General features: G+C 71.9%; 11 protein-coding genes and 1 other RNA gene. 11 read left to right on the top strand and 1 reads right to left on the bottom strand.

Features of this window, described 5'->3' with window-relative positions:
• The first annotated feature begins 7 nt into the window (after window positions 1–7).
• Both AB0K51_RS18765 and prfB read left to right on the top strand, forming a co-directional pair.
• Window positions 8–1,264 carry a serine/threonine-protein kinase gene (locus tag AB0K51_RS18765; protein WP_363456341.1) on the top strand — a complete coding sequence of 419 codons (1,257 nt, stop codon included), beginning with the start codon at window positions 8–10 and terminating at the stop codon, window positions 1,262–1,264.
• 34 nt (window positions 1,265–1,298) lie between these two features.
• Window positions 1,299–2,402 carry a peptide chain release factor 2 gene (gene prfB, locus AB0K51_RS18760; protein WP_363456322.1) on the top strand — a complete coding sequence of 368 codons (1,104 nt, stop codon included), beginning with the start codon at window positions 1,299–1,301 and terminating at the stop codon, window positions 2,400–2,402.
• A 161-nt stretch (window positions 2,403–2,563) separates the two neighbouring features.
• Here prfB and AB0K51_RS18755 read toward each other — a convergent pair whose 3' ends face one another.
• Window positions 2,564–2,752: a hypothetical protein gene (locus tag AB0K51_RS18755; RefSeq protein ID WP_363456319.1), complete on the bottom strand. Its 189-nt coding sequence runs from the start codon at window positions 2,750–2,752 to the stop codon at window positions 2,564–2,566.
• Between the two features lie 263 nt (window positions 2,753–3,015).
• On the opposite strand from AB0K51_RS18755, the gene ftsE reads away from it, so the two are divergent.
• The 9 genes from ftsE to AB0K51_RS18710 all read left to right on the top strand — a co-directional run bounded on the left by ftsE (window position 3,016) and on the right by AB0K51_RS18710 (window position 13,633).
• A complete protein-coding gene (gene ftsE, locus AB0K51_RS18750; RefSeq protein ID WP_363456316.1) occupies window positions 3,016–3,705 on the top strand; it encodes a cell division ATP-binding protein FtsE in 690 nt (229 codons plus the stop codon).
• Between the two features lie 11 nt (window positions 3,706–3,716).
• A complete protein-coding gene (ftsX, locus tag AB0K51_RS18745) occupies window positions 3,717–4,625 on the top strand; it encodes a permease-like cell division protein FtsX (RefSeq protein WP_363456314.1) in 909 nt (302 codons plus the stop codon).
• Between the two features lie 51 nt (window positions 4,626–4,676).
• Complete coding sequence (locus tag AB0K51_RS18740) at window positions 4,677–5,780, top strand: S41 family peptidase (RefSeq protein ID WP_363456311.1); 1,104 nt, start codon at window positions 4,677–4,679, stop codon at window positions 5,778–5,780.
• 88 nt (window positions 5,781–5,868) lie between these two features.
• Entirely contained in the window at window positions 5,869–6,345 is a 477-nt protein-coding gene (smpB, locus tag AB0K51_RS18735; protein WP_363456308.1) for an SsrA-binding protein SmpB, read from the top strand.
• A 79-nt stretch (window positions 6,346–6,424) separates the two neighbouring features.
• Window positions 6,425–7,687: an alpha/beta hydrolase-fold protein gene (locus tag AB0K51_RS18730; protein WP_363456305.1), complete on the top strand. Its 1,263-nt coding sequence runs from the start codon at window positions 6,425–6,427 to the stop codon at window positions 7,685–7,687.
• A 103-nt stretch (window positions 7,688–7,790) separates the two neighbouring features.
• Window positions 7,791–8,173: a transfer-messenger RNA gene (gene ssrA, locus AB0K51_RS18725) on the top strand.
• 187 nt (window positions 8,174–8,360) lie between these two features.
• On the top strand, window positions 8,361–9,731 hold the full coding sequence (locus AB0K51_RS18720; RefSeq protein WP_363456302.1) for a nitrate/nitrite transporter: 1,371 nt from the start codon (window positions 8,361–8,363) through the stop codon (window positions 9,729–9,731).
• Window positions 9,732–9,944: 213 nt separating this feature from the next.
• Window positions 9,945–11,102, top strand: a complete 1,158-nt coding sequence (locus AB0K51_RS18715; RefSeq protein WP_363456299.1) for a uroporphyrinogen-III synthase — start codon at window positions 9,945–9,947, stop codon at window positions 11,100–11,102.
• Between the two features lie 224 nt (window positions 11,103–11,326).
• On the top strand, window positions 11,327–13,633 hold the full coding sequence (locus AB0K51_RS18710; RefSeq protein WP_363456296.1) for a UvrD-helicase domain-containing protein: 2,307 nt from the start codon (window positions 11,327–11,329) through the stop codon (window positions 13,631–13,633).
• Window positions 13,634–13,775 lie beyond the last annotated feature (142 nt).

Genomic DNA, 13,775 nt, shown 5'->3' with positions numbered 1-13,775 from the left:
AGCAGCATTGGCACGCAAGATCGGCAGCCGGTACACGGTCCACCAGGTGATCGGCCGCGGCTCGGCCGGCACCGTGTGGCTCGGCGAGGGCCCGGACGGTCCGGTGGCCGTCAAGCTGCTGCGCGAGGACCTCGCCGCCGACCAGGTGCTGGTCGGCCGGTTCGTCCAGGAGCGCTCCGCCCTGACCGGCCTCGACCACCCCAACGTGGTCGGCGTCCACGACATGGTGGTGGACGGCAGCGACCTCGCACTGGTGATGGACCTGGTCCAGGGCAGCGACCTGCGCACCCGGCTGGAGCGCGAGGGCGTGCTCACCCCGCTGGTCGCCGCCTCGGTGATCGCCGACGTGGCCGACGGCCTGGCCGCCGCGCACGCCGCCGGCATCGTGCACCGCGACGTCAAGCCGGAGAACGTGCTGCTCGACCTGGCCGCCCCGGCGGGCCCCGGCGGCGCACCGCGCGCCAAGCTCACCGACTTCGGCATCGCCCGGCTGGTCGACGCCCCCCGCCGCACCCGGGCCACCCGGATCATCGGCACCCCCGACTACCTCGCGCCCGAGATCATCGAGGGCCTCGAGCCGCGCGCCGCCGTCGACATCTACGCGCTGGCCACCGTGCTGTACGAACTGCTCACCGGCGCCACGCCGTTCGGCGGCGGCCACACCGGCGCGGTGCTGCGCCGGCACGTCACCGAGAACGTCCCGCCGGTCGAGGGGATGCCCGACGGCCTGTGGCGGATCATCTCCGAGTGCCTCGCCAAGGCCCCCGCCTCCCGGCTACGGGCCGCCGAACTCGCCTCCCGGCTGCGCCAGTTGATCCCCGAACTGGCCGGCCTCGGACCGCTCGCGGTACCCGCCCAGCGGACCGCCCCCGAAGAGGTGCTCACCCCCGCCGAGGCGGTCTACGCCGAGGTGGACGCCGGCCGCGGCACCCACCGCCGCCGCCGCGGCCCGGCCGTCCCGCTGGTGCCGGGCCCCACCCCCGACTCCACCCGGGACACCCACACCAGCCTGCGCCGCCCGTCCGCCCAGGAACTCGCCTCCTACGCCGCCGAGTCCCGGGCCCAGCGCACCCAGCCCGCGAGCCACCGGCGCACCCGCGCCCAGCTGATCCGCCGCCGCCGCACCCTGGCCGTGCTGCTCGCCGTGGTCCTGCTGCTGGCCGGTGCCGCCGCGGCCTGGACGGCGTTCGCCGCCGAGCCCCCCGGACACCCCGCCGGGGCCCGCGCCGCGGCCCCCGCCGCCGCCCGGCCGCCCGGGTTGTAGCCGAGCCCCCCCGGCGAGCCATTACCCTTGAGGCGTGGCAGCCGTCGATCCTTCCGAAGAGCTCAAGAACCTCGACACGACCATGTCGTCGATCGAGGCAGTCGTCGACCTGGACAAGATCCGCGCCGACATCGCAACCCTGGAGGAGGAGGCAGCCGTCCCCACTCTGTGGGACGACGTCGCGAACGCGCAGAAGGTCACCTCCCGACTCTCCTTCCTGCAGGGCGAACTGCGCCGGGTCGAGGCCCTGCGCAGCCGCGTCGAGGACCTGGGCGTCCTGTTCGAGCTGGCCGAGGCCGAGGACGACGCGGACACCCGCGCCGAGGCCGAGGCCGAACTCGAGTCGGTCAAGAAGGCCGTCGAGGAGCTGGAGGTGCGCACCCTGCTCTCCGGCGAGTACGACTCCCGCGAGGCCCTGGTCAACATCCGCGCCGAGGCGGGCGGCGTCGACGCCGCCGACTTCGCCGAGCAGCTGATGCGCATGTACCTGCGCTGGGCCGAGCGGCACGGCTACCCGACCGAGGTCTACGACACCTCGTACGCCGAAGAGGCCGGCATCAAGTCCGCGACCTTCACCGTCAAGGCTCCCTACGCCTACGGCACCCTCTCCGTCGAGCAGGGCACGCACCGCCTGGTGCGCATCTCCCCGTTCGACAACCAGGGCCGCCGGCAGACCTCCTTCGCCGGCGTCGAGGTGCTCCCCGTCGTCGAGACGTCCGACCACGTCGACATCGACGAGGGCGAGCTGCGCATCGACGTCTACCGCGCCTCCGGCCCCGGCGGCCAGGGCGTCAACACCACCGACTCCGCGGTGCGCATCACCCACCTGCCCACCGGCATCGTGGTCTCCTGCCAGAACGAGCGCTCGCAGATCCAGAACAAGGCCTCGGCGATGAACGTCCTCCAGGCCAAGCTGCTGGAGCGGCGCCGCCAGGAGGAGCGCGCGGCGATGGACGCGCTCAAGGACAGCGGCAGCTCCTGGGGCAACCAGATGCGGTCCTACGTCCTGCACCCGTACCAGATGGTCAAGGACCTGCGCACCGAGCACGAGGTCGGCAACCCGCAGGGCGTGCTGGACGGCGACATCGACGGCTTCATCGAGGCCGGCATCCGCTGGCGCAAGCAGCGGGAAAGCTGATCGCCGCGACGTGAGGAGGCCGGCCGAGATGAACAATCAACGCAGCATCGAGGCCGGCATCCGGTGGCGCAAGCAGCGCGAGAGCTGATCGCCGTAGAAGCGTGAAGAAGGGCCCCTCCGCCGGTGGCGGAGGGGCCCTTCCCGTGCCTGTGGGTCTCGGGTCAGCGCAGTAGCAGGGCCAGGGCCAGTACCGCGGCGAACAGCACGGCCAGCAGCATCGCCGGGTTGAGCGCGGCGAACGGCCCGTGCTGCTCGGCCTGCAGGCGGGCGCGGTTGGCGCGGCAGACGGGGCACCGGCCGTCGATCACGCGGCCGTTGCAGTTGGCGCACACCAGTTGGTCGCAGGTCATGCGATCTCCTCCTTGCTGCATAGCCAACGTGCCGGAGGCGGCTTCGGTTCCGACTACTCTCTCCACTCTGCCAGGTTCCGAACCCCGTGGCCCCTGGAGAGGGAGGGTTACCGATCTGTGACGTAACTCGCAATTTCCGGTCCGGAACGGAACGGCACCTGATGAAACCACGGTCAGTAGGCGTCTGTTGACTGCGGGTGCGTATCGGCATCGCGTAAGGTCACTGCCCTCGATCCACCTAGGATGGCCCCCGTGATGCAGCCGTGATCAGATTCGACAACGTCTCCAAGACCTATCCCAAGCAGAACCGTCCGGCCCTGGACAACGTCTCGCTGGAGATCGAGAAGGGCGAGTTCGTCTTCCTGGTCGGCTCGTCCGGCTCGGGCAAGTCGACGTTCCTGCGCCTGTGCCTTCGCGAGGAGCGGCCGTCCACCGGTTCGGTGCACGTGCTGGGCAAGGACCTCGGCAAGCTGTCCAACTGGAAGGTGCCGCACATGCGCCGCCAGCTGGGCACGGTCTTCCAGGACTTCCGCCTGCTGCCCAACAAGACCGTCGGGCAGAACGTGGCGTTCGCCCTGGAGGTCATCGGCAAGCCGAAGAGCGCCATCAACAAGGTGGTGCCCGAGGTGCTCGACCTGGTCGGTCTCGGCGGCAAGGAAGAGCGGATGCCCGGCGAGCTCTCCGGTGGTGAGCAGCAGCGCGTGGCCATCGCCCGCGCCTTCGTGAACCGGCCGATGCTGCTGATCGCCGACGAGCCCACCGGAAACCTCGACCCGCAGAACTCGGTCGGCATCATGAAGCTGCTCGACCGGATCAACCGGACCGGTACCACCGTGCTGATGGCCACCCACGACCAGGCCATCGTCGACCAGATGCGCAAGCGCGTCATCGAGCTCGACAAGGGCCTCCTCGTCCGCGACCAGGCCCGCGGCGTCTACGGCTACCAGAGCTAGAGAAGAGAAGCATGCGCGCCCAGTTCGTTCTGTCGGAGATCGGCGTCGGTCTCCGCCGCAACCTGACCATGACCATCGCCGTCGTGGTCAGCGTCGCGCTGTCGCTCGCCCTCGCCGGTGCCTCGCTGCTGGTCCGCGACCAGGTCAACTCCATGAAGGACTACTGGTACGACAAGGTCGAGGTCAGCATCTACTTCTGCACCAAGGCGGACAAGACGTCGCCGCAGTGCGCGGCGGGTGCGGCCACCGACGACCAGGTCAAGCAGGTCAAGGCCGACCTGGACAAGATGAACGGCCTCGTCCAGACCTCGACGTTCGAGTCCTCGCAGGAGGCGTACCAGCGCTTCAAGCAGACCAACCCGGACAACCCGCTGCTGGCCGCGGTCGGCGCGGACGCGATGCCGCAGTCCTGGCGGGTCAAGCTGGTCGACCCGACCAAGTTCGACGTGATGCAGAGCGCCTTCGCGGGCAAGCCGGGCGTCAAGTCGGTCGAGGACCAGCGGAAGATCCTGGAGAACCTGTTCGGCCTGCTCAGAGGCCTGCAGACGGCCGCCTTCGTGATCATGGTGCTGATGCTCTTCGTGGCGCTGCTGCTGATCGTGAACACCGTCCGGGTGTCCGCGTTCAGCCGCCGGCGCGAGACCGGCATCATGCGCCTGGTCGGCGCCTCCAACTTCTACGTGCAGATGCCGTTCATCGCGGAGGCCGCGTTCGCCGCTCTGCTCGGCGCGGCGCTGGCGTCGACGCTGCTGGTGGGCGGGCACTTCTTCGTCCAGGGCTGGCTGCAGAAGAAGGTCATGTTCATCCACTTCATCGGCCTGTCCTCGGTGTTGGCGGTCATCCCGCTGCTCGTGGTGGTCGGCATGGGGATGGCCGGCATCGCCGCCTTCTTCACCCTCCGCAAGTACCTGAAGGTCTGACGCACCGTCGGTTCTACCGGTGTGCGCGGATCGCCGCCTACACTCCAGAGCATGCCGACAGCACCGCGGGTACGCCAGGGGATGACGCTCGGCCTGGTGTTCGGGGCCGTGCTGTTCGCCGGCGCCGCGTCCGGGGCCTGGGGAGAGCCGATCGGCTCTCCCCAGGCCCCGTCGTCGTCCGACGCCGCGCGCCCCGCGTCGCACGACCTCAGCGGGGCCGACCTGAGCCCGCAGCAGGCGCAGCGGCTGGTGGGGGAGAGCGGCGACCGCTGGGCCGCCTACCTGAGCCCGCAGCAGTACCGGGACTTCACCGGCGGCCGCTACCCGGGCGTCGGCCTCAGCGTGGACCGCGCGGGCGGCGGGACGACCGAGGTGGCCGAGGTGCTGCCCGGCTCGCCGGCCGCCAGGGCCGGCATCGAGGCGGGGGACCGGCTGGTCCGGGTGGACGGCGTGGCGGCCGAACAGCTGCCGGTCACCGAGGTGGTGGCCCGGCTGCGCGGCGGCCCGGCCGGCACCCCGGTGGCGCTGGCGGTGCAGGGCTCGGCCGGGCCGGTGCGCGAACTCACCCTCACCCGGACCGAACTGGCCACCCGCGAGGTCGAGGTGGCGCACCCGCGGCCGGGCGTCGCGCAGATCGCCGTGCACGCCTTCACCGAGGGCGTCGCCGACCAGGTCCGGGCCGCCGCGGCCGGTGCCCAGGGCGTGGTGCTCGACCTGCGCGGCAACTCCGGCGGCCTGGTCGAGGAGGCGGTGGCCACCGCCTCGGTCTTCCTGGACGGCGGACCCGTCGCCAGCTACCAGGTCCACGGCGAGCACCGGGAGTTGGCCGCCGCACCCGGCGGCGACACGGCGGTCCCGCTGGTGGTGCTGGTCGACGGCGGCACCATGAGCGCCGCCGAACTCCTGGCCGGCGCCCTGCAGGACCGCTGCCGGGCCGTCCTGGTCGGCACCCGCACCTTCGGCAAGGGCAGCGTCCAGCAGCCCAGCCGGCTCGCCGACGGCTCGGTGCTGGAACTCACCGTCGGCCGCTACCAGACCCCGGCCGGCCACTCCCCGGAAGGCACCGGCCTGCAGCCCGACGTGCCCGCCCCGGCCGACGACGACGCCGCCCCGCTCGCCCTCAAGGTGCTGGACGGACTGCGCACCCGCACCTGATCACCACGCGGCCCGCACCCGGCCCGCACCCGGCCCGCCGGTAAAGGGGCTGACCCCGCGGCCCCCGAGGTGCGAGAATGGCGGAGCTATGGCAAAGGAAACGGGCAAGAAGCTGGTCGCGCAGAACAAGAAGGCGCGGCACGAGTACACCATCCTCGACACCTACGAGTGCGGCATGGTGCTCACCGGAACCGAGGTCAAGTCGCTCCGCGAGGGCCGGGCCAACCTGGTCGACGGCTACGCGTACATCCAGGGCGGCGAGGCCTGGATCGACAACGTCTTCATCCCCGAGTACGCCCAGGGCACCTGGACCAACCACTCGGCGCGCCGCAAGCGCAAGCTGCTGCTGCACAAGATGGAGATCCGCAAGATCGAGTCCAAGGCCAAGGAGACCGGCCACACGCTGGTCCCGCTGTCGCTGTACTTCAAGGACGGCCGCGCCAAGCTCGAACTCGCCCTCGCGGTCGGCAAGAAGCTCTACGACAAGCGCCAGACGCTCCGCGAGCGCCAGGACAAGATGGAGTCCGCCCGCGCGGTCGCCGCCGCCCGCCGCCGCCAGAGCTGAGCCTTTACCTGGCGTACCGTCAGGTAATGGGTTCATCCCGGTTGCACACGGAGAGTTGGGCCTTACGTACGATCTCCGGGTGGACTTCTCACTGCTGAGCGGCTGGCTGCCCTGGACCCTGCGCATACTCGCCCTGGCGGCGGTGGTCGCGTCGGCCTGGAGGCTCGACCGGTCGTGGCTGCGCAAGCGGCTGCCGTGGGCGGTGGCCGGGGCGATTCTCGTCACCGCGCTCGCCGCCGCCCTGGTCGCCGCGTTCGCCGACATCCAGGACCCGCTGCCGATCGGCCTGTGGTTCTGGATCTGCTGCGCCCTGCTGGCGCCCGGCACGTTGGCGCTGGGTCTGCGCCACGCCCGCTGGTGGAACATGGCCGCCGTCCCGGTGGCGGCCGCGCTCGCGGTGGTCTGCGCCGCCAACGCGCTGAACACGTCGACCGGTTACTACCCGAACGTGAACGATGCGCTGGCGGACTTCGCGGGTGCCCCGGTGCCGCAGCAGATGACGCTGGACCAGGCCCTCACCACCGTCGGGAAGGCCACCGAGGGCCGCGTGGTCGCGGTCGACATCCCGGCCGTCCCCAGCGGGTTCCAGCACCGGCAGGAGCTGGTCTACCTTCCCCCGGCCTGGTTCCGGAGCAAGACCCGCCCCAAGTTGCCGGTCGTGGAGATGATCGGTGGCCAGTTCATGGCTCCGAGCAACTGGGTCAGGGCCGGTGACGCGACGAAGACCGCCGACGCCTACGCCGCCGACCATGACGGCTTCGCGCCGGTCATGGTCTTCGTGGACGCCACGGGCGGCTTCAAGGCGGACACCGAGTGCGTCAACGGCGCCGGAGGCAAGGCCGAGGACCATCTGACCAAGGACATCCCGCCGTTCGTCGCGAAGACCTTCGGCACCGCCTCGGGCCCGCGCTCGTGGGCGGTGGCCGGCTGGTCCATGGGCGGCACCTGCGCCGTTGACCTGGCGGTGGTCCACCCCGACGTGTTCGGCCACTTCGTCGGCATCTCCGGCGACGTCGGCCCGAACATGGGCAACAAGCAGAACACCATCGCGCAGCTCTACGGCGGCGACGCCGCGGCCTGGGCCGCTCACGACCCGCTGACCGTGCTCGGCGCCAAGAAGCACGACTACTCGGCCTCGTCGGGTCTCTTCATGGCCGCCGACAGCGAGGCGGGCCACATCGCCAACGCCAAGGAGCTCGACCGGGCGGCCCGGGCGGCCGGCCTGGCCACCAAGGTCGAGATCCACCCCGGCGGCCACGACTGGCAGTTCGGCGCCTTCGCGTTCAAGCAGGCGCTGCCCTGGCTGGTCCAGGAGCTCGGGCTGCGCGGCACCACCGGTTGACCGGTGCTTAATGCGCTGGACCCTTGACGCACGAGCCGAGTACTATGGCAACGCATCAGCCGGAGGGCCCCGTGCCCTCCGGAGCTGTTTGTCAAATCAACATGGGGATGATCGGTTTCGACAGTGTTAGTCGAAACAGGAGAAGCGAGCCGAGGAATGCGGCAATGATCTCGTTAACCATCTGTCGCAAAAAAATAATCGCCAACTCTAAGCGCGATTCCCAGCAGTCCTTCGCTCTCGCTGCCTGATCAGCGAAAGTGAAGTGGGTGTCAGCCCGGGGCGTTCCCGACCCGGATCCTGGCATAATCTAGGGAACTCAACCTTCCACCCCGGCCGCGGGGGTGGCGGGAAAATCTAACAGTGGCTGGGCCTGTTGGCGGCTTGTCCGCGTGACCGCCAGGGCCGAGAAAATCACAGCGGACTGCGCTCGGAGAAGTCCTGAATCCACTCCACTGGACCCGGGTTCGATTCCCGGCATCTCCACCACCCCATGTGCATCGCAGAGCCGTCCTCCACCCGGAGGGCGGCTCTCGTGCTTCCCCGGCCCGCCTCACACGGCGGTGCCCCGCCGGGTGAGAGGACGGTTCCGCACCCTTCACACCGCACAACGAAGACGAAATCGTGGGCTCCTAGCGTCGGTAGCACAGGGCACCGGAAGGCGAAGGAGCACCCCATGGACGGGACCACCACGCAGGGCAGAACGGGCGGGCGCTGGATTCAGCAGTGGGATCCGGAGGACGCCGAATTCTGGGAGCGCACCGGCCGCCGGACCGCGCGGCGCAACCTCGCCTTCTCGGTCCTCTCCGAGCACATCGGCTTCTCGATCTGGAGCCTGTGGTCGGTGATGGTGCTCTTCATGGGCAAGGACTTCCACATCGACGCGGCCGGCAAGTTCTTCCTGGTCGCGATGCCCACCCTGGTGGGCTCCTTCGTCCGGATCCCCTACACCGTGGCGGTGGCCCGGTTCGGCGGCCGCAACTGGACCGTGGTCTCCGCGCTGCTGCTGCTCCTCCCGGCGCTGGCCGCCGCGTACGTGATGCACCCCGGGACCTCGTACACCACGTTCCTGCTGGTCGCGGCGCTCACCGGCTTCGGCGGCGGCAACTTCGCCTCCTCGATGACCAACATCAACGCCTTCTACCCGGCCCGGCTCAAGGGGTGGGCGCTCGGCCTGAACGCCGGCGGCGGGAACATCGGCGTGCCGGTGATCCAGCTGGTCGCGCTGGGCGTGATCGCCTGGGCCGGGGCCGGCCACCCGCGGGTGGTGCTCGGCATCTACCTGCCGCTGATCGTGCTCGCCGCGCTGTGCGCCGCGCTGTTCATGGACAACCTGGCGCCGATGAAGGCCGACACCGGCTCGCTCGCCGCGATCGTCCGGGAGAAGCACACCTGGCTGATGTCGGTGCTCTACGTCGGCACCTTCGGCTCGTTCATCGGCTTCTCCTTCGCCTTCGGCCTGGTGCTGCAGACCCAGTTCGGCCGCACCCCCCTACAGGCCGCCCAACTCACCTTCCTCGGCCCGCTGCTGGGCTCGGTGATCCGCCCGCTCGGCGGAAAGCTCGCCGACCGGTTCGGCGGCGCCCGGATCACCCTGTGGAACTTCGCCGCGATGGCCGCCGCCGCGAGCGTGGTCACCTACGCCTCGTCGATCCGCTCGCTGCCCGTCTTCCTCACCGGCTTCATCGCCCTGTTCGCACTCGCCGGACTCGGCAACGGCTCCACGTACAAGATGATCCCGGGCATCTTCGACGCCAAGGCGCAGGACCGGATCGCGGCCGGCGACAGCGCGGAGGACGCCGCCGCCTGGTCGCGCAAGATGTCCGGCGCCGCGATCGGTGTGATCGGCGCGGTCGGCGCCCTCGGCGGGCTCTTCATCAACCTCGCCTTCCGGCAGTCCTTCCTCGCCGTGAAGTCCGGCACCCCCGCCTTCGTCTCCTTCCTCGCCGCCTACGCCGTCTGCTTCGTCCTCACCTGGGCCGTCTACCTCCGCCGCCCCGAGGGCGCCCGGCAGACCGCCGACACCCCGGCACTGGCCAGGGTCTGACCCGCCGTCACGCCCCCGGACGCCGCTCCGACCTGCCGTGAAACACGGAGGTAATCGAGGCGACCCGGGGGCGTCACCACGACCGGACACCATGGTCGCCACCCACCCGACAGCCGCCCGCGGTCCCTAGCCAGGACACTTCCCGCGGGTAGCACCCCTGTCCCCGCCGGCCCCCGGCCCGGTAGGGGCGGACCGCTCCGAAGGACGTCTCGCATGGCCGACCCGACCCGCCGTCAGCCGCCGCCCGATCCGGCCGAGGCCGACCCGCCCGCCGCCGGCCCGCTCTCCGGGTGGACCGTCGGCATCACCGCCGCCCGCCGCGCCGACGAACTCGCCGCCCTGCTCCAGCGCCGCGGCGCCGCCGTCCTGCGCGCCCCCGCCCTGCGCATCGTCCCGCTCGCCGACGACACCGAGCTGCTCGCCGCCACCCACGCCCTGATCACCGACCCGCCGGACCTCGCGGTCGCCACCACCGGCATCGGCTTCCGCGGCTGGCTGGAGGCCGCGGACGGCTGGGACCTCGGCGAGGCCCTGCGCGCCGCCCTCGGCCAGGCCTCCGTCCTCGCCCGCGGCCCCAAGGCCAAGGGTGCGATCCGCGCCGGCGGACTGCGCGAGTCCTTCTCCGCCGCGACCGAGTCCTCCGTCGAGGTCCTCGCCCACCTCCTCGACCAGGGCGTGGAGGGCCGCCGGATCGCCGTCCAGCTCCACGGCGCACCGCTGCCCGGCTTCGTCGAGTCCCTCCGCGCCGCCGGCGCCGAGGTGATCGAGGTCCCCGTCTACCGCTGGCTGCCGCCCGTCGACCCCGCCCCGCTCGACCGGCTCCTCGACGCCACCTGCGCGGGCGCGCTGGACGCCGTCACCTTCACCTCCGCGCCCGCCGCGATCAGCCTGCTCAACCGCGCCGCCGAACGCGGCCGCAGCGAGGAACTGCTGCACGCGCTGCGCCGCGACGTCCTGGCGGTCTGCGTCGGCCCGGTCACCGCCGCCCCGCTCGAGGCACACGACATCCCCACCGTCTGGCCCGAGCGGATGCGCCTCGGCGCCATGGTCCAGACCCTCACCGCCGCCCTCCCCGAACGCGCCCGCAGCCTCGCCGTGGCCGGCCACACCCTCGAACTGCGCGGCCAGGCCGCCCTCGTCGACGGCGAACTCCGCCCCGTCCCGCCCGCCGGCATGGCCCTCCTGCGCACCCTCGCCCGCCGGCCCGGCTGGGTCGTCCCCCGCGCCGACCTCCTCCGTGCCCTCCCCGGCAGCGGCGAGGACGAACACGCCGTCGAAACCGCCATGACCCGCCTCCGCCAGGCCCTCGGCACCCCCCGCCTGATCACCACCGTCGTGAAACGCGGCTACCGCCTGACGCTTGATCACTGACGATGAAGTTGCACTGTCCAGGGGCCCGGGGAACGGCGGGGGTGCGTGGCGGCGAGAATTTCGGGGCGCTGCGAGGTCTGGGCGCATAGAGGTCTCCAGGACGCACAGCCGGCCCGAGACCACCAGACACTCGCCTCGCAGTTCCCCGAGCCCCCAGGTGCTGCCCACTCCCGCTATCACGTAAGATCGTCCGTCCGCCTTTTCTCCGTACCGCAGGGGGCTCCTTGGGCGCGCACGGCTCGACCCAGCAGCAGACCGACCTCGACACCGACACGATCCGCGACCGCGAGATCGCCGGTGAGCAGCAGCATCTCGACACCGTGTACCGACGGCTGGAGGAGAAGCTGGCCGAGGCGGAGTACATCCTCGAGGACGCCGCCAAGCGGGTGCAGGTCGGGACGCCCGGCGCACTCGCCGAGCGGGATGCCCAGGTGTACCGGGCGGGGGCCCATCTGCAGCGGTTGAACAACGAGTTCGAGGACTTCCTGTTCGGCCGCATCGACCTGCAGCAGGCCGATGCGCCGGAGGAGCACGGGATCCCCTCGCAGACCCCGCTCGACCCGGACGACCCGGAGGTGGCGGAGACGCTGCACATCGGGCGGCTCGGCGTGCTCGACGCCGAGTTCGGCCCACTGGTGATCGACTGGCGGGCGCCGGCCGCGGCGCCGTTCTACCGGTCGACGCCGCTGGAGCCGGGCCGGGTGATCCGGCGCCGGGTGATCCGCTCGAAGGGGCGGAAGGTGATCGGCGTCGAGGACGACCTGCTGCGTCCGGACCTCGCCCCGACGTTGGACGGCGCGGAGCTGGCGGTGGTCGGCGACGGCGCGTTGATGGCCTCGCTGGGGCGGGCGCGCAGCCACAGCATGCGCGACATCGTCTCGTCGATCCAGAAGGAGCAGGACGAGGTGATCCGCGCCGCCGCGGCGGGGGCCACCCTGGTCACCGGCGGCCCGGGCACCGGGAAGACGGCGGTGGCGCTGCACCGCGCCGCGTTCCTGCTGTACCAGGACCGGCGCCGGTACGCGGGCGGCATCCTGGTGGTCAGCCCGACGCCGCTGCTGGTCTCGTACACCGAGGGCGTGCTGCCGTCGCTGGGCGAGGAGGGCCAGGTGGCGATCCGCGCGGTGGGCTCGCTGGTGGACGGCATCGAGGCGGGGCGCTACGACAGCCCGGAGGTGTCCCGGATCAAGGGTTCGGCGCGGATGGTGCAGCTGCTGCGCCGGGCCGCCCGGGGCGCCCTGGAGCTGGGCGCGCCGACCGAGCTGAAGGTGTTCGCCCGCGGGCGGGTGCTGCGGCTGGACGCGGGCCGGCTGAAGGCGGTGCGCGGCAACGTGGTGGGCGGCGGCGGCACGCCGCTGAACCTGCTGCGGCCCAGGGCGCGCCGGCTGCTGCTGGACGCGCTGTGGTCGGAGGCCGTGCGCGACCTGCCGAAGCCGGTCAGCTACGCGGACCGCGAGCAGCGGCAGGAGGAGCGGGAGTCCTTCGACGAGTACGTCTCGGACGAGGCGCCGTTCCTGGACTTCCTGGACGCCTGGTGGCCGGCCCTGACGCCGCGGCAGGTGCTGGCGACGCTCCGGCAGCACCGGCACACCAACCGGATCGCCCGCCGCGCCGTCACCCCGGAGGAGGCCCGGCTGCTGGCCGGCTCCTGGCGGCACCTGGACGCGAAGGGCGCCGGCGAGCTGTCGGCGCACGACGTGGCGCTGGTGGACGAGCTGCAGGTGCTGCTCGGCGAGCCGGCCCGCCCGAAGGTGCGGGAGGTCGACGCGGTCGACATGCTGACCGGCCTGGACGAGGTCACCACGTACGGCGAGCGGGCCTACCGGCAGCGCGAGCGGGTGCCGGAGGAGCGCCGCGAGTACGCGCACGTGATCGTGGACGAGGCGCAGGACCTCACCCCGATGCAGTGGCGGATGATCGGCCGCCGCTCGCGGATGGCGACCTGGACGATCGTCGGTGATCCGGCGCAGTCCTCCTGGCCGTTCCCGCAGGAGGCGCAGGCGGCGCTGGACGAGGTGCTGGCGGGCAAGCCGCGCCGCCGGCACACGCTCACGGTGAACTACCGCAACCCGGCGGAGATCGCCGAGGTGGCGGCGAAGGTGCTGGCGCTGGCCGCACCGGGCACCCCGTCGCCGAGCGCGGTGCGGGCCACCGGCGTGCGGCCGCGGTTCGCGGCGGTCCGCGAGGCGGGCGCGGCGGCGTTCGGCGCGGCGGCCCGGGCGGAGCTGGTGCGGCTGCTGGGGGAGGTGGACGGCACCGTGGCGGTGGTGGTCCCGATGGACCGCCGCGCCGAGGCGGCGGCCTGGACCGAGGGCCTGGGCGAGCGGGTGGTGGCGCTGGGCAGCCTGGAGGCGAAGGGCCTGGAGTACGACGCCACGGTGGTGGCCGACCCGACCGGGATCGCGGGGGAGTCGGAGGCGGGCCTGCGGGTGCTGTACGTGGCGCTCACCCGCGCCACCCAGCGGCTGACCGTGCTCTCCGGCCCGGACGACCTGCCGGACGCCGCGGGCGTCCCCGCACTGCTGAAGTAGCCGGGCAGCACGAAGGCCCTCCACCATGAGGTGGAGGGCCTTCGCCACGTTGAACACCGACCCGCCATGCTCGCCTCGCGGCAAGTGGTCCCTCGAAGGGACGAAGGTTGGGCCCGGGGGCTTGGATCGAGCCGGTGCCGTT

The organism is Kitasatospora sp. NPDC049285, from assembly GCF_040678815.1.
Classification (GTDB): Bacteria; Actinomycetota; Actinomycetes; order Streptomycetales; family Streptomycetaceae; genus Kitasatospora.
This window is presented reverse-complemented; position numbering and strand designations above follow the sequence as displayed.